We start from the raw sequence: 23,907 nt of genomic DNA, 5'->3' as shown, positions 1-23,907 counted from the left end.
CCTTCGCCTAAAACATCATAAATTTAGCGCCTACTATTATTATATCAACGGCGATGACATTACATACTATAGATACCGGTTTTTTTAAATTAGATGGTGGTGCCATGTTTGGCGTTGTACCCAAGGTCATCTGGCAAAAAACCAATCCGGCTGATGCAAATAACCTTTGCACCTGGGCCATGCGCTGTTTACTGATAGAACAAGGCAATCAGTTAATTTTAGTGGATACCGGAATCGGAAATAAACAGGATGAGAAGTTTTTTAGCCATTACTACCTGCATGGCAACGATTCCCTGGAAAAATCACTGGCAAAGCTGGGCTTCGGAACGACAGATATCACTGATGTTTTCCTGACACACCTCCACTTTGACCATGTTGGAGGTGCCATTGTTAGAGCAGGCGAAAAACTTTCACCAGCTTTTAAAAATGCTAAATATTGGAGCAATGAAAAACATTGGCAATGGGCGGTAGAACCCAATGCAAGAGAAAAAGCTTCATTTTTGAAGGAAAATATTTTACCCATTCAGGAAAGCGGACAGCTTAATTTTGTGGCTGAACAAGAGAATATAGCATGGCAGAAAGATATCAATATCACTTTCGCTTACGGCCATACCGATGCCATGATGTTGCCTAAAATCAATTATAAAGGTAAAACCATTGTTTATATGGCAGATCTTTTACCGTCAGTAGGTCACCTGCCCCTGCCCTATGTAATGGCCTACGATATGTTTCCGCTAAAAACCTTAACCGAAAAACAAGCTTTTTTGGAAGAAGCGGTAGAAAACAATTACATCTTGTATCTTGAGCATGATCCCGTTAACGAATGCTGTACCTTACAACGTACGGAAAAAGGCATTCGGGTGGCAGAAACTTTTAAACTAAGTGAGATATAATGATCAGGCCTGCCAAACCGGAAGATGCCTCGCAAGTTGTTCCTTTGTTACTCCAGGCGATGGGCGAGCTCGCACCAAAGTTAACCCAAACCAAAGATCAGGAAACCATATACGACATCTTTGAGCATTTCTTTCAACAGCAGGGCAACCAGTATAGCTATGAAAATACCTTAGTTTTTGAAGAAGCAGGAAAAGTACTTGGTTCAATAACCGCTTATGATGGCGCAAAACTGATTGAACTTAGAAAACCCTTTTTATCTTATCTGAATCAGCCTGATGCGGATGTTACCGATTCAGGCACAGAAACTCAAATTGGCGAGTTTTATCTCGATAGCATAAGTGTAAATGCCAGTGCCCAGGGCAAAGGCATAGGCAAACAACTCATTAAAGCAGGCCTGGCCTGGGGAGAACAATCAGGCCATCAAAAGATTGCTTTATTGGTTGAACAAAATAACGGGCGTGCCCTGAAGCTCTACCAGCAAATGGGCTTTATAATCCAAAATGAAAAAGAATTTATGGGCGGATTTTATTATCACCTGATATTTAAACCGCAAGCGAATTATCAATCCAGACTCAACTAAAAGTCAGAAGAAAACAATTCACAGATCGCAAAAATCATAAATAGCTGAAATTAAACTTGAGAAAGTCCACGCAAACCTTTCCCCCTATCGCAATCAACATTATTATTATCGATCACGCTTTTCTTAACACCAGACGCTACCCACCAAAAACTAAACATTTTTTTCGCATTTTATTTGTATTTAATCTAAATAATACCAATTTTTGTAACCGATGGAAAAAGCGTGTATAGATATTAATCAACTCGTTAACGTATTCTCAAATACCCATGGTTCAATTTATCAATCAGATAGATTAAACTGTTTTTATGTAGATTTTGGCGGCAAGTTTGCACGTTACAATTGCCTTTCGCTTCAAAAATTAAAAGCTGTAGTAGAACAGATTGATGTTGAAGCTCTCCTTTTAAATACCCATAAAGCAGATTTCGAATTGGTTACCTTTAACGGTTGCGAACACATCTATTTATTAAGTGCACTCGAAATTATTGCTTTAAAAGATTTACTGCAAGGTACCTTTACCATGTTCAAGCTTAATCACATCATTAGCGACTGTCTTTATAGACTGGTTTGCTAGTTATTGGTTCATTAGTCATTTGTTTATTGGTATATCAAGTTAACCATTAATTGATTTTTCTATACATCACTTCCTCCTGAATTTGATTGCTGAGTTAAAATGACTTGTTTAATTGTTAATGATCGATAATAAGGAGATCTTTCTGGCATCATAAAAGATTCATCATTGCATTCGGGATGATAAATTAGAGGAAAAAGATGTTTTTGTACTGGATATGGCCAATTGGAAATTGTATTGTATCAATTACATCCGTTTTCGATCAATTTCATTCAGCATGTCATACTGAACTTGCTTCAGTATCTGTATAAAGAGATCCTGAACTAAACTCAGGATGACGACCTCAAGGGAAATTGAAAACTGCATTTGAAACTGCCAACTGAAAACCGTCTGTCATCCTGTTGATTTCCAGCCATTATCCGTTTGGCGTTATCCCGTCATTAATACGGCCAATCTCGTTTCACTAATCTGTTATTTAAACTGATTACAAATAACTAATTATCAGCAATTTAGACTAATTTCATATTGCAAATAAATTAGCATTCAGAACAAATTCAGTTTACATTTGTATTGTTATTAAAGTACAGAAATATGAAAGATCTAATGCGTATCAAATGTTTAATATCCCAGGATATCGAAACATTATTAAATCAGCAAATCAAAAAAGAAGCTCATTCTTCATCACTATATTTATCCATGTCATCTTGGTGTGACCAAAATGGATTCGATTATTCGGCAGATTATTTCTTAAAGCAATCTGAAGAAGAAAGGGTACACCAACTTAAATTGTTCAAATATGTGTTGGACATGGGCGGAAACGCCGTCTCTCCGGAGGTTAGTGGAATCAAAACAGATTTCGCAAGTTTCAGAGAAGTTTTCGAAGATGCGTTGGAAGCAGAAATCGCGATCACTCAGAGTTTCAAAAATATTGCAGCCAGATGCCACAAAGAACAGGATTTCGTAACCATGGAATTTTTGAACTGGTTCCTGAAAGAGCAACGCGAAGAAGAATATAAAGCACGCAGAGCCTTAGAATTGTTCGAAGTAATCGGTGAAGAAGGTACCGGAAGATGGGAAATTGATAAACATGTTAATAAAATCTCCTATTCAGAAGAATAACAACAACAAAACATATATTAAAAAGCTATCCGAATTGGGTAGCTTTTTTTATTTCATTTTTTTTCAATAGCAATGATATGCTAAAGCATCATAATCAAATGAATATGCGAGGATCACGATTGCTATAATTCCGAAGTTTCGTTATTCCGGTCCCAATGCCGCCTGTGCGGACAGGTCTGACCGTACAGGCGGAGAGAAAGCTTTAAAAGTGATGATTAGCTTATGGTATTAAATCTCCACCTTCGCGGGGATGACGATATCCCTATACCGAAATAATAATATTTCTCCCTTTAACCTCAGTCCATTTATCAGTTAGGAAAGTTTTAAAAAAGAAAAGCTCCGGTTTTCCGGAGCTTTCTTGGTTTAGGTTGTTTGGTTTATGTTGATTATGAATAAGTCTTGTAGTTTTTATAAAAAAAGCGCCGTTGCCAGCGCTTTTTTTAAACCAAATATATAATAATAATTAACGAGCATTACAAAAGTACAAAATTTATCCATAATAGCAAGTATTTTGAGTAAAAAATATTTTTTTTTCATCAAAAAAGGATTAAAAAACTAAATTTTAGACATAAAATGCAATAAATTCAGACAGAAATAGCATGAATATTAAATATTAACATGAAAAAGTTGTTTATTTTATACTAAAAATGATAATTTAAAGAAATATTTAACCGAAATGATAGAAGATTTTATAAAAAATTACTTTAACCACCCTAAAACATACGATGAAATGTTCTTAGATGGTAAAAATTACAGAAATCACTATACAAATTTCATCAATAATTTCTCTAAAGAGTCTCTCGAAAACTTAAACAAAAAGGAAGAACTTGCTAAAAAGTTATTTATGAGTCAAGGCATCACCTTTACTGTATATGATAGTGGCGAAGGAATCGAAAAAATCTTCCCTTTTGATATTATTCCCAGGATAATCACCTCTTCTGAATGGAGTTTTATAGAAAAAGGAATAAAACAACGTTTAAAAGCGCTCAATCTCTTCTTAAAAGATGTCTATAGCAATCAATTTATCTTAAAAGATAAAATTGTCCCCATAAATGTTATCTATTCATGTCCACATTTCTTAAGGGAAATGCATAATGTGAATGTACTGCACGATATCTACATCCATATTGCAGGGATAGACCTGATCAGAGATCATGACGGAACATTTTATGTACTCGAAGATAACCTGCGTACGCCTTCGGGGGTAAGTTACATGCTCGAAAACAGGGAAATTACCAAAAGGTTATTCCCCGATCTGATTCCGCAATGTGGTGTAAGGAGTGTAACCGAATATCCTGCCATCCTGTACAAAAATCTGATGGCCCTTTCACCAAGGGCAGTTTCCAATCCTACCATTGTACTGTTAAGTCCGGGAATGTATAATTCAGCCTATTATGAACATACTACCCTCGCCCGCCTCATGGGGGTAGAACTGGTAGAAGGCCGCGACCTGGTAGTTAAAAATCAAAAGGTATTTATGAAAACCACTACCGGGCTGCAGCAGGTGGATGTGATTTATCGCCGTGTAGATGATGACTATCTTGATCCTTTGGTTTTTAATCCGAACAGCGTACTGGGAGTAGCTGGCCTGATGGGTGCTTACCGAAAAGGCAATGTAGCCATTATCAACGCGGTAGGCAATGGCGTAGCCGACGATAAGGCCGTTTATACCTATGTACCCGATATGATCAGGTATTACCTGAATGAAGAACCTATATTAAAGAATGTACCTACCTACCAGCTCAGCGATCAGGATGAGCTTGATTACGTGTTTGCAAACATCAATACCATGGTCATTAAAAAAACCAATGGAAGTGGTGGCTACGGCATGTTAATGGGCCACGCAGCCAGCGAGCAGGAAATTGAAACGTACAAAATTGAGGTTTTAAAAGATCCACGCAACTTTATTGCCCAACCTACCATCAGTCTGTCTTCCGCGCCCTGCTTTATCAATGGAAAACTGGCTCCGCGCAGAATTGACCTCCGCCCGTTTGCGTTAAACGGACCAGATGGTATTTCAATTGTACCGGGAGGCTTAACCAGGGTGGCCTTAAAAGAAGGTTCGCTGGTGGTAAACAGCTCGCAGGGCGGCGGCAGTAAAGATACCTGGGTTTTAACTTCTTAGAATATACAATATGTTAAGCAGAGTAGCATCAAGCCTATATTGGTTAAGCAGATATGTTGAGCGCAGCGACGGTATGCTGCGCATGTTGAAAATAAATTACGCTTCCTCACAGGATACGATACAGGAATTTACCTGGAAACCCGTAATCAGGATTTTTTCTTCTGATGACGAAAACGAACTATTGAATATCCAGCACGATAGCCGCGCGGTGATCGAATACCTTTTGTTAAACCGGGAAAATCCAAATTCGATCTTAAACATCGTTACGCTTGCGCGTGAGAATGCACGGAGCGTTCAGGAACACATCCCAAAAGATTTATGGCAATGTTTAAATGAATATTACCATGCGGTTAAAGACGAGAAATTATTGTGGTACGTACAAAAGGATGATCCCATTACCGCACTGGACATTTTGATCAAACAGATAATGCTCTATCACGGAACGGCCGACAGTGTAATGGAACGTGGAGAAAGCAGAAGTTTTATGAAAATCGGCAAGCACCTGGAAAGAAGTATCCAATCTATTGATATCCTCGACATTAAATTCAGTTCGGTGAGCACCAACCCCGATCTCTTAACCGATATTTCCTATTGGAAACATTTGTTATTGTCATTAGGCGGCTATGAATTATACCTGAAAACCTATCGGCAAGGGTTTGATGCAAAAAATATCATCGAACTGGTAATGCTCAACAACGATTTTCCGCGTTCGGCATTGTATGCTATGAATAATATAGAACGATACTTTAACCGGCTAAAGAGCGAAAGCAATATCGAACATTATAACAGCCTGTCGTTCAAAATCGGGCGCCTGAAGAGTATGATTACATATAGTTCGGTCAATACCATGAACGAGGAGCAGTTACACCACTACCTGACCGAAATCAGGGCCGAACTCTTCGGGATCGGAAATCTTTTAAATGAGTATTATTTCGCAAATTCATAAACTAAATGTTTACCCACAGATTAACACAACCATTTTTTACTGATTTCACATCTGTGTTTATCCTGTTTAGCTGCGATAACATATAAATAACTACAACCCATATGCCAGTTTTCAAAATCAAACATATCACCAATTACAAATATGAATCGCCTGTCCGGGATAGTGCGAACCAGATTATTTTATTTCCGATTAAAGACGATTTTCAGAAAGTAATTAAACACGACCTGAATATATCCGGCAGCCCTGAAATTGAAATTTTTATTGACTATTATGGGAACGAGGTGGGTACTTTTACCCAAAACGAACCGCATACCCAACTCAAAATTTACTCGAAAGTAAGCGTAGAAACTTTTCCAAAACCCTTGCCACAGGATGATATGTTCAGTAGCGAGCAATGGAACAGTTTAAACAATTTAAAATTTGAAGTACCCTATATCGATTATTTACGGCAGGAAAGTTTTGACGGCATAACCCAGTTAAAGGAAACAGTTATGGATATAAAAGGAACTGACGATACCCCTTACCAAACCGCTATAAAATACTGCGCCCACGTGTTCAACAATTTCGAATACATTAAAGGCATAACAGCAGTTGATACCACCATTGATGAAATTCTGAACCTTAAAGCAGGTGTTTGTCAGGACTTTGCCCATGTATTGACCGCCATGCTGCGTTTAACCGGGATCCCTGCACGGTATGTAAGCGGTTATATCTGTCCCAACAGAGATGGCATGCGCGGTGAAGGTGCTACGCATGCCTGGGCCGAAGCCTATTTACCCGAATACGGCTGGCTGGGCTTAGATCCGACCAATAACTGCATCGCTAACGAGAACCATGTCCGCCTGGCCGTAGGCCGCAACTTTGCCGATTGCTCACCCGTAAAAGGGGTTTATAAAGGAGGCTTCGAACACGTTATGGAAGTTAATGTATCGGTAGGTTATAATGATGAAGATTTAAACGATCAGGAAACCTACTTCCAGCCAAAAGAAGTGAATTACAGCAAACCTTCAGCAACCATAAGCAGCGCCAGAACAAAGAACAGCTATCAGCAATATATGGAAGCCATGCAACAGCAACAACAGCAACAGTAATTTGGAGTGGAGCGTTTGGAGTTTGGCGTAAACTACTCACTAAAAAACTGAAAACTGTGTATTGAAAACTGCCAACTGATACGTTTTTTTTTTCTAAATTTGCGCCTTTTACAAATAACAATATGATTAAGAGACAGCAAATTAAAGATTTATTAAAGTCGACAGCATTTGACACAGAAGTAACGGTTATGGGATGGGTGAGAACTTTCCGCAATAATCAGTTTATTGCCTTAAACGACGGATCTTGCATGAGCAATATCCAGGTGGTGATCGATTTTAATAATTTACCAGATGAGCTGTTAAAAAGAATCACAACCGGTGCAGCCATTTCTGCAACAGGCAAACTGATCGAATCGTTGGGCAAAGGCCAAACGGTTGAGATTAAAGCTACCACTGTAGAAATCCTTGGCGATAGCGATCCTGAAAAATTTCCTTTGCAGCCTAAAAAACACAGCTTAGAGTTTTTACGCGAAATCGCGCACCTGCGTTTCCGTACCAATACTTTTAATGCTGTATTTAAGGTACGCCACGCTTTGGCTTTCGCCATCCACCAGTTTTATAACGAACGCGGCTTTGTATACATGCACACCCCGGTAATCACAGCCAGTGATGCGGAAGGTGCAGGCGAAATGTTTAAAGTAACCACTTTGGATTTCGACAACCCGCCACGTACGGAAGATGGTAAAGTTGATTTCTCGCAGGATTTTTTTGCCCGCGCCACCAACTTAACCGTATCGGGTCAGTTAGAAGGAGAATTGGCAGCTATGGCTTTTGGTAAAATTTATACTTTCGGACCAACATTCAGGGCTGAAAATTCAAATACCACACGCCATCTGGCCGAATTCTGGATGATTGAGCCGGAATTTGCTTTTGCCGACCTGGAAGACAACATGCAGCTTGCAGAAGACATGATGAAGTATGTGATCAAATATGCTTTGGATCACTGCAAAGAGGAATTGGAGTTTTTAAATAACCGCTTAGTTGAGGAAGATAAACAAAAACCACAAAACGAGCGCAGCGAGCTGAGTTTATTAGAGAAACTTGATTTTTGCTTGGCGAATGATTTTGAACGGTTAACCTATACAGAAGCCATCAGGATTTTAAAATCTTCTAAACCAAACCAGAAGAAACAGTTTAAATACCTGATTGATGAGTGGGGAGCGGATTTACAGAGTGAGCATGAACGTTACCTGGTAGAAAAACACTTTAAAAAACCGGTAATCTTAACGGATTATCCAGCTGATATTAAATCGTTCTACATGCGCCAGAATGAGCAGGATGCAGAAGGCAGACAAACAGTGGCAGCAATGGATATCTTATTCCCCGGTATTGGCGAAATGATCGGCGGATCGCAACGTGAAGAACGTTTAGACCGCTTAACCAAACGCATGGAAGACCTGAATATTCCGCAAGATGAATTGTGGTGGTACTTAGATACCCGTCGTTTTGGTACGGCACCACACGCCGGTTTCGGTTTAGGCTTTGAGCGTTTAGTGTTGTTCGTAACCGGAATGACCAATATACGCGACGTGATTGCTTTCCCGAGATTCCCGAAAAACGCAGAATTTTAGCCTTTGGGTTTAGGGTTTAGGGTTTAGGGTTTAGGGTTTAGGGTTTAGGGTTTAGGGTTTAGGGTTTAGGGTAAACAAATTGTACCACTAACGGGTTTGAATTATAATAATTTGAACCCTTTTGTATAATGTCACTAACCAACTACTTCCAGACTACAGGGAAACGCAACAGTTTTAGTTAAAATTAAGTAGTTGAATAAACTTAATATAAATCGTCATCTCGACCGTAGCGGAGAGATCTTTCAAAGATGTTTAAAGATCTCTCCAGGATGCGTTGCTCCGCTTTAGATGACGCTGATTTTAACAGCTGTAATGGGCAAGCTTTTAATTAAAAATTCTTATTGTTGACTATTGCAAATCTTCGAATATTTAGGCTGACAAAACTGTATTTATAGCTAAATACTTGAATACATAAACATTAATCGAACTCAGGTTAAACAGTTTTACCTTTGGAATTTAATCATGGCCGTCTCATCGGCACACCTCACGGGTAGCCAATTGTAAAATTGGCGTTTCGTTCCGTAGGAACGTTTGGTGATTTAAACCTTTAATCCCCCATCTATTGTAGCCACCTAAACCTGATTGACGCGAAAAGCCCGGAGCGTAGTGAGGACTTGCAGCAAAAAGCAGGAGCTGAACCATCCTAAGTATTGCTGCCCCTGCTTTTCAAAAAAAATTATGCCTGTACCAAACGCTGGCGTTCCGGTTTACATAGCCTTATGCCCTTTAAAACTTTGCCAAAGAACCTATCTTCCATCCTCATGCATGGTATCTCCGTACGGATTGGCATGCGAATAATCTACCGCCGAAACCTTATAATCGGTAGGCGCAAAACTTTTTGACGTACTTAGCGCCATGCCCAGTTCGTAACGCGTTGGATAAGGTGTTTTTAACAGACTACCCGCCGGAATATACGGGAAAGTCTCCAGATAACTTTGCATCACACTCGGGCTTACGCGCCTGTTAATATAAGCCCGGGTTAACTGATGTGTTTCTCTTAAACCTGCAGCACCGAGCAGCTCCACTGCGCTAGCCACGGTAAGATTATGGAAATTTTTAACGCGAACGGCTTTATCTTCCACTACCAAACCTTTCATCAGGCTGGGGTCTTGCGTTGCTACCCCAGTTGGACAGGTATTGCTGTTACATTCCAAAGCCTGGATACAGCCCAGGGCAAACATCATTCCGCGGGCCGCATTACACATATCCGCACCAAGGGCTATATTTTTAACCAGGTCGAAACCTGTGGCCACTTTACCTGAGGCAATAATTTTGATATGCTTTTTAAGGTCAAAACCATTTAAAACATCATACACAAAAGCCACACCTTCGCGCAATGGCATACCTACCGAATTCGAAAACTCCTGCGGTGCGGCACCTGTTCCACCCTCACCCCCATCAACGGTGATGAAATCAGGATAAATACCGGTTTCTACCATAGCTTTACAGATGGCATAAAATTCGCTTTTACGGCCGATACACAGTTTAAATCCTACAGGTTTACCACCAGATAAATCGCGCAGTTTCTTGACAAATTCCAGCAAACCAATAGGGGTATTAAAGGCCGAATGTGCCGGTGGAGATAATACATCTTTACCCTCAGGCACCAAACGGATCCTGGCCACCTCTGGTGTCACCTTTTTGGCTGGCAGCATACCACCATGTCCTGGTTTAGCCCCCTGCGAAAGTTTAATCTCGATCATTTTTACCTGATCAGTTTGTGCCCGCTCGGCATAAGCATCGTAATTAAAAGTACCGTCCTCATTACGGCAGCCAAAATAACCCGTACCAATCTGCCAGATCAAATCGCCCCCGGGCTGGCGGTGGTAATCGCTGATGCCACCTTCGCCCGTATTGTGGGCAAAATTGCCCATTTTGGCGCCACCGTTTAAAGCCAGAATGGCATTCTGACTTAATGAACCAAAGCTCATGGCCGAAATATTATAAATACTGGCAGAATACGGTTTCTTACAATCCGGTCCGCCAACCGTAACCCGCGGATCTAAATTTAATTCGTGGTGCGAAATAGCCGCTATACTGTGACTTAACCACTCATAACCGTTCTCATATACATTTAACTGAGTTCCGAATGGAATCGTATCATTATCGGTTTTGGCCCGCTGGTAAATCAGCGAACGGTTTAACCGGTTATAAGGCGTTCCGTTGGTATCACTTTCTACAAAGTATTGATATACCTTAGGCCTTAACTCTTCCATAAAATACCTTAAGCGGCCAAAAACAGGGTAGTTCCTTACAATACTGTGTTTAGGCTGGTATAAATCGTAGATACCGAGCAATACAAAAGGACCCGTAAAAATGAAAGTCCACCATAAAAAAGGATGATAAAGGCCCAGCATAATGGTTAGGGCAATTAAAAATGCCGCAATGGCAACGAAAGCTTTTCTCATGTTGTTAATGTTAAGTATGATACCTGCACTGTAGGAGGATAATTTTGTTATCTTCTACTTTGTAAACAAGTCTATGTTCTAAATTAATCCTCCTCGACCACCATCCGGAATATTGATGTTTTAGTGGCTCGGGTTTTCCGGTACCTTCAAAAGGTGTGCGTTCGATTTCTTTTATCAGGGCATTTATCTTCTTCAAAACCGATTTATCGACCGATTGCCAATGGAGATAATCCTCCCATGCACCATCGAGAAACAATTTAATCATTATCGATCAAGTCTTGCTCCTTGGCTAAACCATTCTCGTAGTCTTTTAGTCCTTGCTCAAGCCTAATGGCATTTTTTGGGCTTTTCAACAAATAAAAGGTTTCTTGCATACTATCATAATCTGCTTTAGATAGCACAACAACATCTTCTCCTTTTGCCCGCGTAACAAATAAGGGGGTATGGTTCGTAAAAACCTTATCTAAATAAGACTTTAAACTTTGCCTGAATGAGGTATAATTTGTGATTTCCATATGATATCAATAATATTCAAAATTAAAGATAATAAAAAAACTGTACAATTATTTGTACATATTTAGAATGTTTAAGATTAATGTTATTTAAACAACAAACGTATTAAATTGTTATTTTTACACTATGCTTATTAAGATTTATCCCGAAAACCCCAATCAAAAGGCCATTGAACAGGTGGTTGAAGTGCTGAAAAAAGGCGGCCTGATTATCTATCCAACTGATACGATATATGGTTTGGGCTGCGATATCACCAATCCGAAAGCAATTGAAAAAATTTGCAGGATCCGTGGGATAAAACCTGAAAAGGCCAATTTTTCTTTCATCTGCCACGATTTAAAACATATTTCAGATTATATTAAACCGATCGATAACACTACTTTCAGGGTATTGAAAAAAGCGCTACCCGGTCCGTTTACCTTTATTTTTAACGCCAATAACAACGTGCCCAAATTACTTAGTTCCAATAAAAAAACGGTGGGTATCCGGGTGCCTGATAACAATATTGCCCGTTGCATTGTAAAAGAACTGGGCAATCCCATCCTGTCTACCTCCATTAAAGATGATGATGACGTGATTGAATATTCTACCGATCCCGAATTGATCCATGAGAAATACGAAGATCTGGTTGATCTGGTTATCGATGGCGGTTATGGCGGTAATGAAGCTTCTACCGTAATCGATTTTACCACCGGCGAATTTGAAGTGATCCGTGAGGGTAAAGGAAATATCGAGGAGTATCTGTAAAAGCTTTACTGTATGAATAAAAAGTGTAATTGATCTGCTTTTTTGGAAGTGGACGGTCCCGTTCCATGTGGCGGCCTCCTGCCCTGCTTTACACTTCAAGTCCTCACTCGTGCCTCGCTCCGGGCTTTTCGTTTCATCCGATAAATATCGGATCAGGCTTAGGAACAAAGTCTGTAACTATCAGAGGCAAACTTTTGTATGATAAGATCCCCGTTTATCTGTTTAAATCAGTGGAAAATATCAATAGCATGCCACCAATCAAAGTCATGACGGTTTAATTTATTTCATAAAACGATAAAAAATGATAGGAGAATTAAACAACAACCTTCTGATTTCGTCATTGCGAGAAGGCTCTTTCAGCCGACGAAGCAATCTTTATGGACGCGATTACCGACATAAAAGATTGCTTCGTCGTTCCTCCTCGCAATGACGTAAAATAATAATAGCATGCCACCAACCAAAGTCATGACGATTTAATTTATTTCATAAAACGATAAAAAATAATAGGAGAATTAAACAACAACCTTCTGATTTTCGTCATTGCGAGAAGGCTATTTCAGCCGACGAAGCAATCTTTATGGAAGCGATTACCGGCATAAAAGATTGCTTCGTCGTTCCTCCTCGCAATGACGACCTTTCTTCTAATGATTCTCCTGAATAATCTACAAACCTGACAAAAAAAAACTGCCAACGTCTGCAAAACCAAAAAATTACCCGGCATTACATTTATTTTTCCACATTCTTTCGAATTAACATTAAATTAATCTGATAATAAGGCGATTGCCTATACATTTGTGATAAACAAAACTTACTACATGAAAAGACCTTTACTGCTCATTTTATTTTTTCTGGCTTTTGCTCATCATTTATCCGCTCAGGTTTCCTTAACGGCATTAAATACCGCTAAATCAGAAAATTTCGACGGCATGACCGCAAGCGGAACTTCAACAGTTGCCGGCTGGAGTGCCGTTAAAGCCAGCGGCACAAACACCGCAGCCGTTGGTTCGGCATTAACATTAGCGGTGTACGCCACGTCCTCAAACAGCGGCGCGGCTTACAATGCAGGCACAGCCGGGGCGGCCGACCGTGCCCTGGGAAGTCTGGCCTCTGCTTCACTGATACCGCGGTTTGGTACCGCATTCCAGAACAATACCGGCGCAACGGTAACCTCAATCGATTTATCGGGCGTAATGGAACAATGGAGAACCGGTTCAAACGCCACCGTTAACGAGAAACTGAATTTCGAATATAGTTTTAACGCCACCAGCATTGCCGATGCCTCGGCCACCTGGCAGCCGCTTACCGGCATGGACCTTAACGAAAAGTTAACCACCACTACCGCCGCAGCTGGCGTTGATGGAAACCTGCCTGCCAACCAAACGGCCATTTCAGGAAGTATTACCGCCATTACCTGGACCAATGGTTCGACACTTTATATCCGCTGGACCGATACCGACGATTTAGGAAGCGATGGCATTTACGCGATCGACGATTTCAGCATTACACCAAATGGCAGCGCTACCGCTACACCGGTTTTGTCAGCTTCAAATACTTCATTGGTTTTTGGCGATCAGAACATCAACTCAAATTCTGCCGCACAAAATTACACCTTAGGTGGTGCCAATTTAAGTGCAGGTGTTTCGGTGAACGCTACCGCACCTTTCTTCGTTTCTAAAGACAATGTTACCTTCAGCAATTCCATTAGCTACACTACAGCTGAAGTGGCGGCATCACCACTGGTGTACGTACGTTTCAGTCCGACGGCGGCTGGCAATGCCACCGGCAATATTACCAACACCAGTATAGGCGCAACCCCTGTTAATGTTGCCGTAAGCGGAAACGGATTGTCAAGCATTTTAACCGTAAACCAAACCGCTTTCGATTTTGGTTCTCAAAACACGGGTACCAATTCTACGGCGCAAACCTTTAATTTAAGTGCAACGGGTTTAACTGATGTGGTAAATGTAACCACTACAGCACCTTTTTACCTGTCAAAAGATAATACTACTTATAGCACCTCATTGGTATACACAGCTGCCGAGCTGGCTACAAGTAAAATAGTTTATGCGCGTTTTAGCCCGACAACTACAGGCCCGGCATCAGGCAATATCAGTATTTCGAGTACCGGTGCAGGCACACAAAATATTACTACAGCAGGTGTAGGCACCACGCCGCCTGCTGCAGCCACCCATGTTGTTATTTCTGAAGTGTATGGCGGTGGCGGAAATACCGGCGCAACTTATAAAAACGACTTTATCGAATTATATAACCCGGGTAATACCGCGGTTGATTTAACCGGCTGGAGTGTGCAGTATTTAAACGCTACGGGAACTGGAACCTGGGCCAAAACAGATTTAACCGGCAGCATACCAGCCAAAAGTTTTTATCTGGTACAGGAAGCCGTTGGAGCAGGTGGCACGGTTAATTTACCTGCGCCTGATGCTACCGGAACCTTAACCCTATCGGGTACAACCGGAAAAGTAATTTTAAGCAATTCAAATGTGCTTTTAACAGGTGCTAACCCATCAACCGCAGCCGTGGTAGATAAAGTGGGTTTTGGTCCAACGGCCACCGGTTTCGAGACCGCACCTACGCCTGCAATCTCCAATACCACTTCTATTGAACGTAAGGCAAGCGCCACCTCAACAGTGGCTACGTTAGCGGTAGGCGGGGCAGAAGAATTTAATGGCAACGGTTACGATACCGATAACAACAGTACCGATTTTGTAGTGACTGCTCCCAATCCTCAGAACAGCAGCATCAAAGAACCTACCGGCGCTAACCATGTGGTGATTGCTGAAGTGTATGGTGGCGGTGGCAATTCCGGTGCCGTATACAAAAACGACTTCATCGAGTTATACAACCCAACACTAACTGCGGTTGATTTAACCGGATGGAGCGTGCAATATGCCAGCGCAACCGGAACCTCATGGCAGGTAACTACCTTATCGGGCAGCATTGCACCAAAAGGCTTTTACCTCATCCAGCAGGCGGCAGGTTCAGGCGGTACCACCAACCTGCCCACACCTGATAAAATTGGCACCATTACCATGAGCGGTACCGCAGGTAAGGTTTTACTAAGCAATAGTACAACGGCACAAAGCGGTATTTTACCCACAGGAGCGGCCGTTATCGATCTGGTAGGTTTTGGCGCTACGGCCAATGGTTTTGAAGGTACTGCTCCTGCAACGGCACCAAGCAATACCTTATCCATTGAAAGAAAAGCAAGTGTTACATCTGATGCCACTACCATGGGCACTGGCGGAACAGAAGAGTTTGCCGGTAACGGATACGATAGTGACAACAACGCTGCTGATTTTATTGTAAGGGCACCAAATCCGCAGAACAGTTCGGTAACCGAACCGGTTTCAACAACAGGCCCTTACCTGGTGGTTACGCCAAAAACTTTATCGTTCAGCAACCAGGCCATCAACACCACATCAGCAGCAAAAACTTATGTACTTTCTGCCGGCAATTTAACGGGTGCCACTACATTAACCACAACGGCACCTTACACTATTTCGAAAGATAACATTACTTTTTCTAACTCGTTAACTTATAGCGTAGCAGATTTAGCCACCAATCAAACGGTGTATGTAAAATTTAGTCCAACGGTGGCGGGCAACTCAACCGGTGCTGTTTTACATAACAGCGCGGGTGCAACAGCCGTTTCTCTGTCATTAACCGGTCCGGCAGTAGATCCTAACCAAACGGCTTTCAATTTTGAAAACTGCACAACCGTAGGCAGTCCGGCACTTTCTGATGGTTTTTACCAATACAGCGTAACAGGTCCGCAAACCTGGGGCTGCACCACTACCTTCGGGCATGATGCCAGCGACCCTACAGGGGTGGCAAGCGCAGGAAATGCTGTTCAGATCAACGGCTATTCAGGAGGTAATATTTTAAACGAAGACTGGTTAATCTCTCCTGCCTTAAATATTTCATCATTCAATTACGCCATTTTATCATTCTGGACCAGATCAGCTTTCGCCGGAGATAAATTGCAGCTTAAAGTTTCTACTAACTATTCCGGATCCGGCGATCCGGCATTGGCCACATGGACTAACCTGGATGGAAAATTCCCTGAAACCGGTAGCGATAAATGGACCAAATCAGACAACATCGATTTATCAGCCTACAAAGCTACACCAGTTTATGTGGCTATTGTATATAACTCCACCACATCATCAGCCAGCCGCTGGACGGTGGATGATTTTGCCGTAACCAATTCGAATACACCACCTGCGGTTGATATCAGCACCTCGCCATCCAGTATCAATTTCGGTTTTCAGGCAGCTAACACTACCTCTACGGCAAGCAGCTTTGGCTTTTCTGCAGGCAACCTCACCGGTGATGTTACCTTAACCGCTCCGGCCAACTTCTCGTTATCTAAAACCAGTAACGGCGCCTACAGCAGCAGCATTACCTACCCTAAAGCCGATATCAACAATACTTCGCCAACCGTTTATGCTAAATTTTCGCCAACAGCGGTGAATGCCAGTTATACAGGTAATGTAACCATTGCTACTGCAGGTTCGGCAAACAAAACCGTTGCCCTTAGCGGAAATACTTTTGATGTAGCCAACACCTTAGAAGTGGTGAACTGGAACATCGAATGGTTTGGTAGCCCGGCTCAGGATCCATCAAACGATGCTTTACAGGCTGCCAATGTAAAAACCATTGTAAATAACATCAATGCCGATATTTATGGCTTTGCAGAGGTGGTAGATACTACGCTATTTAAAAATACGGTTCTACCAGCAGGTTATAATGTGGTATTCAGCGAGTTTGGATCTTACGCCGATAACAAAGCCGATGCCGATTACCCACTGGCACAGAAACTGGCTTTTATGTACCGCAGCGATCTGATTAAACCCATTTCTACCTTAGGCATTTTAAGAGATACCTATAATCCAGCGGTACCCTCAACCAGTGCCGATGGCAGCCCTTATAAAAACTGGTCATCTGGCCGTTTCCCTTATATGATGCAGGCCCAGGTAAAGATCAATAATAAACTGGATACGGTTTATTTCGTTGAGATTCATGCCAAAGCCAATACGGGCACCACTGCCGATCAGATTGATTCGTACAACCGCCGAAAAGCGGGGAACAAACAGTTAAAAGATTGGCTCGATGCTAACCTTCCCGGTAAAAAAGTGATCATTCTCGGCGATTTTAACGATGTGCTGGATGCCAATAAAACCATTGCCCCAATGCCGGCGGGTACAGGTACTTCTTATTCAGACTTTACGCTAGATGCCGCTAATTATTTCCCGGTTACCCTGCCTTTAAGTTTAGCCGGAAAACAATCAACCGCCGGATTTAATACCGTCATCGATAACGTGATCATTAGCAAAAGCCTTAACCTCAATTACATTCCGGCCTCGGCCGAAGTTTTGGATGGCGTTAAAAGCCTGGTAAGCAATTACAGTTCTACCACAACCGACCATTATCCGATCAGAACGAGGTATTTGTTCGGCAATGGTGCACCGACGATTAATACTGTACCAAATCAAGCTGTTTGTTACACATCGGCCAACCAGAATATTGCTTTAACGGGTATTTCTGCCGGTCCTGAAACCAGCCAAAATACCACACTTGCTGTCACTTCAGATAACGCCAACCTGTTTGATGTGCTCAGCATAACAGCAAACGGAGCTGATAAAGGCATCATTACCTACCACTTAAAAAACAATGTGAGTGGAGTGGCCAATATCACAGTTACGGTAACGGATAATGGCGGAACAGATTTTGGAGGAGTGGATAAAACCATTAGAACCTTTAAGTTAACCGTAACTTCAACCGCTACGGCCGGCATTTCGGGTACAACGGCAGTTTGTGTAAACGGAGCAACACCAGCCATCACCTTTACCGGTGCAAACGGAACGGCACCTTATACCTTTACCTACAACATCAACGGCGGTACCAACCAAACGGTAAGCACTACCGCAACAAGCGCGTCAGTAAGTATTGCTGCACCAAGCAACGTAGCCGGTACTTTTGCCTATAATTTAGTCAGTGTAAAAGATGCCAACTGCGGCCAGCCCCAAACCGGAACAGCTACCATAACGGTAAATGCTTTACCGGTGGTTTCCATCAGTAGCAATAAAGGGTTAACCATCTCTAAAGGCGATGCGCTTGTTTTAACGGCTACAGGTGGTGTGCAATACAGATGGACAGGTTCCGAAATCACCAGCGGACAAAACACCGCATCGGCAACCATCAGACCAAAACAAAGCGGTACCTATAAAGTAACTGTAAGCAATGCCAGTGGTTGTGTAAGCGATCAGACCATTTCGGTTACCGTAACGGAAGATTACAAACTGGAAGCCAGTACCGTAATTACACCAAACGGTGATGGTTATAACGATAAATTTATTGTGAAAAACATCGATTATTATCCAAATAACACTTTAAAAATATTTGATAAGGCCGGGCGGATTTTATACACCAAACAAACCTATGCCAACGATTGGGACGGCACCATAAACGGCAGTCCGCTAAGCGAAGGCACTTACTATTACATTATCGATCTTGGTAAGGGCATTGGTACATTTAAAGGTTATATCAACATCATCAGAGACTAATTACAGACATGAAAGCAATTACCAAAAACATAAAGCAAATGCGTCGCGTAACGTTTCTATTTGCAGCCAGTACCTTATTTGCCTGCAGCGTAAAGGCGCAGATCCTTCCGCTCAACGCACAATATTTCCAGAACCGTTACCTCGTTAACCCATCCATGGCGGGCATTAACGAAGGATTTAACATCAACGGCAGTTTCCGCAAACAGTGGTCAAACATCCCGGGGGCACCCATTACCCAAAGTATCACCTTAGATCAGCAGGTTAATAAGGTGGGATGGGGTGTTAATATCTATAACGAGAAATCAGGTGGCATTCAGCGCACCAAAGCCGTGGGAACTTTTGCCTATCACCTGCCTTTAAACAGCGCTGATCAGAAACTGAATTTCGGGATCTCTTTTGGTGCCAGTCAGGATAAACTGGATTTAAATAGTGTAAGAAACAGTGATATCAACGATCCCTCTATTGCCCGTTTTAACGACAGGGGTTATTATCTGGATGGCGATTTTGGTATTTCCTATACCTCCAAAGGGTTAACCGTTGAAGGTGCCGTGCCCAATATGCGTTCGGTTTTCAGGAAAGATGATTTGAACTACGCCGATAAATCAACGTTTTATTCGGCAATAGGTTATAAGTTCATGCTGGGGTCGGGTATAAATGGCATCAGCCTCGAGCCCAAAGGGGTGTTCAGGGGCATCAAAAATTACAAAAATTTATGGGATGCCGGTTTAAATGCGAATTTCGCCAATGATAAACTGTATGTAATGGCCATGTACCACAATACACAGAATGCTACGGTGGGTTTCGGCATGAATTATAAATCAACCTTATATTTCATGGCCTATTACAATACCGCCACTTCAGCCATTAGCGGTTATACAGATGGTGATTTTGAAGTGAATATCAGGGTAAATATTGGTAAGAAACCTTAACATGTAATCGTCATGCTGAATTTATTTCAGCATCTTACACATTATAGAATAAATCCGATAATCATCAGATTAGAATCGCGAACGAATAAAGCCGTAGGTTCTGAGATTTTATGCTCAGGCTCTGCGGCTTTTTTGTTGTGTCATCCGAGGGATCGTCATTGCGAGAAGGAACGACGAAGCAATCTTACAACTATCGCTAGTAGCGAGCGCTTTAAGATTGCTTCGTACCTCGCAATGACGACTTTTTTAGGGGGCTTTCAATAGTAGCGAAGCGAAGGATCTTTATAATACTCTTCATAACCACCCCCGCCCCTCCTAAATCAGGAGGGGAGCTCCCCTCATAGTTTCATAGGAATCGATCCACGGATAATGTTTATGCGCCATGCTATCTGCACCCTGCTATCGGCACCACGCTATCTGCACCACGCTACCGGCCTAGGAGATGATGGAAGGAGAAAACGTTAAAGCTTTTGCACCTCCTTTCAACCTACCACTGCCCAGAGGCAGCACACCCTCCCCGATCCTTCATCGGGGCTTGTGCTGACGACCTCAAAGCTTTGACGAATTTATCCAACATCAGATCCAAGCCTTTTAGTTATGCCTTGTTTGTTGTTGTTTTAATGGCAGGCATGCTTTCGCTGCGCTCAGGTTTTGTTACCTTTTTATCAAGAAACCTGCGAAGCAAGCTTGAAGACCATTAAAAATTTAAACAACCACTGAAAAAAGGTAAGAGCCCCTCGGCGGCGGTGGACCTGTACCGATTTTTCATCGGTAGCCGAGGCAAGACCCGAGGCCAAGGCAAACCAAAATTGTCATTCTGAACGCAGTGAAGAACCCGTAGGCGCTGCGAAGCAAATCTTTAGATCAAAAGATCCTTCGTACCTCAGGATGACAAAATCTATCAGTCCAGGCGTCATCTCAACTGTAGCGCAGCGAAATGCCTGCCCGTACAGGCGGGGAGAGATCTTTGAACTGAGTTATTGAAATCTAATTCAAAAGATCTCTCCACTGCGGTCGAGATGACGATGCATCGTGCCCCTCACAGTTTCCAAGAATCAATCCATAGCTATCGTTTATGCTCCACGCTATCCGCACCCTGCTACCGGCCTCGCAGATTTCCGCCGGAAAAAGGCAAGGAAATCTTTGCACTCCCTTTCATACCCCACAGCCCAAGGCAGGATCAAAGCGAGCGCGTTGGGACAAAGCAAGGGCTAAGAGCCTCGATGCTGCCGCCATCAAGATTTCCGTAGCTTTTTACAAGGAATTGCGCAGCAATCTTTTATACCGATAAAAACAACATTAGCCCATAAAAAACGATGCCAGCCTTGGGCTTTTGTTACTTTTGGGCCAAGCCAACCTGCGAAGCAAGCTTGAAGACAACTAAAAACATCAACAACCACTGAAAAAAGTAAGAGCCCTTCGGTGGCTAACCGAGGCAAGCCCAAAACGAGGGACTTAAAGAGAATACTCTTCATAACCACCCCCACCCCTCCTAAATCAGGAGGGGAGCTCCCCTCATAGTTTCAAGGGAATCGATCCAAGGATAATGTTTATGCGCCATGCTATCTGCACCCTGCTATCGGCACCACGCGATCTGCACCACGCTACCGGCCTCGCAGATTTCCGCCGGAAAAAGCACGGAAATCTTTGCACTCCCTTTCATACCCCACAGCCCAAGGCAGGATCAAAGCGGGAGCGGTGGGACAAAGCAAGGGCTAAGAGCCTCGATACTGCCGCCATAAAGATTTCCGTAGCTTTTTACAAGGAATTGCGCAGCAATCTTTTATACCGATAAAAACAACATTAGCCCATAAAAAACGATGCCAGCCTTGGGCTTTTGTTACTTTTGGGCCAAGCCAAAAGTAAGAGCCACTCGGTGGCGGTGAGCCGAGGCAAGACCCGAGGGCCAAGGCAAACCAAAATTGTCATTCTGAACGCAGTGAAGAACCCGTAGGCGCTGCGAAGCAAATCTTTGGATCAAAAGATCCTTCGTACCTCAGGATGACAAAATCTATTAGTCCAGGCGTCATCTCGACTGTAGCGCAGCGAAATGCCTGCCCGTACAGGCGGGGAGAGATCTTTGAACTGAGTTATTGAAATCTAATTTAAAAGATCTCTCCACTGCGGTCGAGATGACGATGCATCGTGCCCCTCATAGTTTCAAAGGAATCGATCCACGGATAATGTTTATGCTCCATGCTATCTGCACCCTGCTACCGGCCTCGCAGATTTCCGCCGGAAAAAGCACGGAAATCTTTGCACTCCCTTTCATACCCCACAGCCCAAGGCAGGATCAAAGCGGGAGCGGTGGGACAAAGCAAGGGCTAAGAGCCTCGATACTGCCGCCATAAAGATTTCCGTAGCTTTTTACAAGGAATTGCGCAGCAATCTTTTATACCGATAAAAACAACATTAGCCCATAAAAAACGATGCCAGCCTTGGGCTTTTGTTACTTTTGGGCCAAGCCAAAAGTAAGAGCCACTCGGTGGCGGTGAGCCGAGGCAAGACCCGAGGGCCAAGGCAAACCAAAATTGTCATTCTGAACGCAGTGAAGAACCCGTAGGCGCTGCGAAGCAAATCTTTGGATCAAAAGATCCTTCGTACCTCAGGATGACAAAATCTATTAGTCCAGGCGTCATCTCGACTGTAGCGCAGCGAAATGCCTGCCCGTACAGGCGGGGAGAGATCTTTGAACTGAGTTATTGAAATCTAATTTAAAAGATCTCTCCACTGCGGTCGAGATGACGATGCATCGTGCCCCTCATAGTTTCAAAGGAATCGATCCACGGATAATGTTTATGCTCCATGCTATCTGCACCCTGCTACCGGCCTCGCAGATTTCCGCCGGAAAAAGCACGGAAATCTTTGCACTCCCTTTCATACCCCACAGCCCAAGGCAGGATCAAAGCGGGAGCGGTGGGACAAAGCAAGGGCTAAGAGCCTCGATACTGCCGCCATAAAGATTTCCGTAGCTTTTTACAAGGAAGGATGCCAGCCTTGGGCTTTTGTTACTTTTGGGCCAAGCCAAAAGTAAGAGCCACTCGGTGGCGGTGAACCGAGGCAAGACCCGAGGCCAAGGCAAACCAAAATTGTCATTCTGAACGCAGTGAAGAACCCGTAGGCCCTGCGAAGCAAATCTTTAGATCAAAAGATCCTTCGTACCTCAGGATGACAAAATCTATTAGTCCAGTCGTCATCTCGACTGTAGCGCAGCGAAATGCCTGCCCGTACAGGCGGGGAGAGATCTTTGAACTGAGTTATTGAAATCTAATTTAAAAGATCTCTCCGCTGCGGTCGAGATGACGATGCATCGTGCCCCTCACAGTTTCCAAGAATCAATCCATAGCTATCGTTTATGCTCCCTGCTATCCGCACCCTGCTACCGGCCTCGCAGATTTCCGCCGGAAAAAGCACGGAAATCTTTGCACTCCCTTTCATACCCCACAGCCCAAGGCAGGATCAAAGCGAGCGCGGTGGAACAAAGCAGGGGTTAAGAGCCTCGATGCTGCCGCAATAAAGATTTCCGTAGCTTTTTACAAGGAATTGCGCAGCAATCTTTTATACCGATAAAAACAACATTAGCCCATAAAAAACGATGCAAGCCTTGGGCTTTTGTTTCTTTTGGGCCAAGCCAAAAGAAAGGGCCCCTCGGCGGCGGTGGGCCTGTACCGATTTTTAATCGGTAGCCGAGGCAAGACTGCGCGAAAGGCGAAGAGAAGCAAATGCTTTAAGGTTCCTGCCTCAGCCGGACCCAAGAGCTACTAAATGACGAACATATTAAACAACATTTCAAAAACATCCCATATCCCTGCTCCATTTTCACTACTTT

The 23,907-nt window shown here is 42.9% G+C and carries 14 protein-coding genes; 11 read left to right on the top strand and 3 right to left on the bottom strand.

All coding sequences use genetic code 11. The features are described 5' to 3' along the window. Positions 1–53 precede the first annotated feature (53 nt). The 8 genes from ACK1I8_RS04930 to asnS all read left to right on the top strand — a co-directional run bounded on the left by ACK1I8_RS04930 (position 54) and on the right by asnS (position 8,894). Positions 54–893, top strand: a complete 840-nt coding sequence (locus ACK1I8_RS04930; protein WP_412468227.1) for an MBL fold metallo-hydrolase — start codon at positions 54–56, stop codon at positions 891–893. Next, a complete protein-coding gene (locus ACK1I8_RS04925) occupies positions 893–1,474 on the top strand; it encodes an N-acetyltransferase family protein (RefSeq protein ID WP_412468226.1) in 582 nt (193 codons plus the stop codon). The genes ACK1I8_RS04930 and ACK1I8_RS04925 overlap by 1 nt, the downstream gene beginning before the upstream one ends. 211 nt (positions 1,475–1,685) lie before the next feature. Further along, complete coding sequence (locus tag ACK1I8_RS04920) at positions 1,686–2,045, top strand: hypothetical protein (RefSeq protein ID WP_412468225.1); 360 nt, start codon at positions 1,686–1,688, stop codon at positions 2,043–2,045. Between the two features lie 588 nt (positions 2,046–2,633). Next, on the top strand, positions 2,634–3,161 hold the full coding sequence (locus ACK1I8_RS04915; protein ID WP_412468224.1) for a ferritin: 528 nt from the start codon (positions 2,634–2,636) through the stop codon (positions 3,159–3,161). Between the two features lie 676 nt (positions 3,162–3,837). After that, positions 3,838–5,286, top strand: a complete 1,449-nt coding sequence (locus ACK1I8_RS04910; protein WP_412468223.1) for a circularly permuted type 2 ATP-grasp protein — start codon at positions 3,838–3,840, stop codon at positions 5,284–5,286. 10 nt (positions 5,287–5,296) lie between these two features. After that, the gene (locus tag ACK1I8_RS04905; protein WP_412468222.1) at positions 5,297–6,232 is read left to right on the top strand and encodes an alpha-E domain-containing protein; all 936 of its coding nucleotides are present in this window, start codon (positions 5,297–5,299) and stop codon (positions 6,230–6,232) included. 101 nt (positions 6,233–6,333) lie between these two features. After that, the gene (locus ACK1I8_RS04900; RefSeq protein ID WP_412468221.1) at positions 6,334–7,323 is read left to right on the top strand and encodes a transglutaminase family protein; all 990 of its coding nucleotides are present in this window, start codon (positions 6,334–6,336) and stop codon (positions 7,321–7,323) included. A gap of 122 nt (positions 7,324–7,445) precedes the next feature. Then, positions 7,446–8,894 carry an asparagine--tRNA ligase gene (asnS, locus tag ACK1I8_RS04895; RefSeq protein ID WP_412468220.1) on the top strand — a complete coding sequence of 483 codons (1,449 nt, stop codon included), beginning with the start codon at positions 7,446–7,448 and terminating at the stop codon, positions 8,892–8,894. Between the two features lie 746 nt (positions 8,895–9,640). Here the strand turns inward: asnS and ACK1I8_RS04890 are convergent. From ACK1I8_RS04890 to ACK1I8_RS04880, 3 genes are read right to left on the bottom strand one after another with little or no spacing between them, the layout of a single operon-like run. Then, the gene (locus tag ACK1I8_RS04890; protein ID WP_412468219.1) at positions 9,641–11,302 is read right to left on the bottom strand and encodes an FMN-binding glutamate synthase family protein; all 1,662 of its coding nucleotides are present in this window, start codon (positions 11,300–11,302) and stop codon (positions 9,641–9,643) included. Between the two features lie 10 nt (positions 11,303–11,312). Then, complete coding sequence (locus tag ACK1I8_RS04885) at positions 11,313–11,567, bottom strand: Txe/YoeB family addiction module toxin (protein WP_412468218.1); 255 nt, start codon at positions 11,565–11,567, stop codon at positions 11,313–11,315. After that, positions 11,560–11,817, bottom strand: coding sequence for a type II toxin-antitoxin system Phd/YefM family antitoxin (locus tag ACK1I8_RS04880; RefSeq protein ID WP_412468217.1), 258 nt, complete (start codon positions 11,815–11,817; stop codon positions 11,560–11,562). Before ACK1I8_RS04880 ends, ACK1I8_RS04885 begins: the two co-directional genes overlap by 8 nt. 124 nt (positions 11,818–11,941) lie before the next feature. Here ACK1I8_RS04880 and ACK1I8_RS04875 point away from each other — a divergent pair, with 124 nt between their 5' ends. The 3 genes from ACK1I8_RS04875 (at position 11,942) to ACK1I8_RS04865 (ending at position 20,078) form a co-directional block, all read left to right on the top strand. Then, positions 11,942–12,562: an L-threonylcarbamoyladenylate synthase gene (locus tag ACK1I8_RS04875; RefSeq protein ID WP_412468216.1), complete on the top strand. Its 621-nt coding sequence runs from the start codon at positions 11,942–11,944 to the stop codon at positions 12,560–12,562. 815 nt (positions 12,563–13,377) lie between these two features. Further along, the gene (locus ACK1I8_RS04870) at positions 13,378–19,149 is read left to right on the top strand and encodes a lamin tail domain-containing protein (RefSeq protein WP_412468215.1); all 5,772 of its coding nucleotides are present in this window, start codon (positions 13,378–13,380) and stop codon (positions 19,147–19,149) included. An 8-nt stretch (positions 19,150–19,157) separates the two neighbouring features. Then, positions 19,158–20,078 (top strand): type IX secretion system membrane protein PorP/SprF, encoded by a 921-nt coding sequence (locus ACK1I8_RS04865; protein WP_412468214.1) that lies wholly within the window; start codon positions 19,158–19,160, stop codon positions 20,076–20,078. Positions 20,079–23,907: the final 3,829 nt, after the last annotated feature.

The sequence above is a fragment of the Pedobacter sp. KLB.chiD genome, from assembly GCF_047040275.1.
Taxonomy (GTDB): Bacteria; Bacteroidota; Bacteroidia; order Sphingobacteriales; family Sphingobacteriaceae; genus Pedobacter.
Note: the sequence above shows the minus strand (reverse complement) of the source record. Positions and strands in the feature narration are given on the sequence as shown.

Bases quoted from the DNA above. Each gene is read 5' to 3' on its own strand.
- ACK1I8_RS04930 (WP_412468227.1), top strand. From the start codon at position 54: ATGACATTACATACTATAGATACCGGTTTTTTTAAATTAGATGGTGGT.
- ACK1I8_RS04925 (WP_412468226.1), top strand. From the start codon at position 893: ATGATCAGGCCTGCCAAACCGGAAGATGCCTCGCAAGTTGTTCCTTTG.
- ACK1I8_RS04920 (WP_412468225.1), top strand. From the start codon at position 1,686: ATGGAAAAAGCGTGTATAGATATTAATCAACTCGTTAACGTATTCTCA.
- ACK1I8_RS04915 (WP_412468224.1), top strand. From the start codon at position 2,634: ATGAAAGATCTAATGCGTATCAAATGTTTAATATCCCAGGATATCGAA.
- ACK1I8_RS04910 (WP_412468223.1), top strand. From the start codon at position 3,838: ATGATAGAAGATTTTATAAAAAATTACTTTAACCACCCTAAAACATAC.
- ACK1I8_RS04905 (WP_412468222.1), top strand. From the start codon at position 5,297: ATGTTAAGCAGAGTAGCATCAAGCCTATATTGGTTAAGCAGATATGTT.
- ACK1I8_RS04900 (WP_412468221.1), top strand. From the start codon at position 6,334: ATGCCAGTTTTCAAAATCAAACATATCACCAATTACAAATATGAATCG.
- asnS (WP_412468220.1), top strand. From the start codon at position 7,446: ATGATTAAGAGACAGCAAATTAAAGATTTATTAAAGTCGACAGCATTT.
- ACK1I8_RS04890 (WP_412468219.1), bottom strand. From the start codon at position 11,302: ATGAGAAAAGCTTTCGTTGCCATTGCGGCATTTTTAATTGCCCTAACC.
- ACK1I8_RS04885 (WP_412468218.1), bottom strand. From the start codon at position 11,567: ATGATTAAATTGTTTCTCGATGGTGCATGGGAGGATTATCTCCATTGG.
- ACK1I8_RS04880 (WP_412468217.1), bottom strand. From the start codon at position 11,817: ATGGAAATCACAAATTATACCTCATTCAGGCAAAGTTTAAAGTCTTAT.
- ACK1I8_RS04875 (WP_412468216.1), top strand. From the start codon at position 11,942: ATGCTTATTAAGATTTATCCCGAAAACCCCAATCAAAAGGCCATTGAA.
- ACK1I8_RS04870 (WP_412468215.1), top strand. From the start codon at position 13,378: ATGAAAAGACCTTTACTGCTCATTTTATTTTTTCTGGCTTTTGCTCAT.
- ACK1I8_RS04865 (WP_412468214.1), top strand. From the start codon at position 19,158: ATGAAAGCAATTACCAAAAACATAAAGCAAATGCGTCGCGTAACGTTT.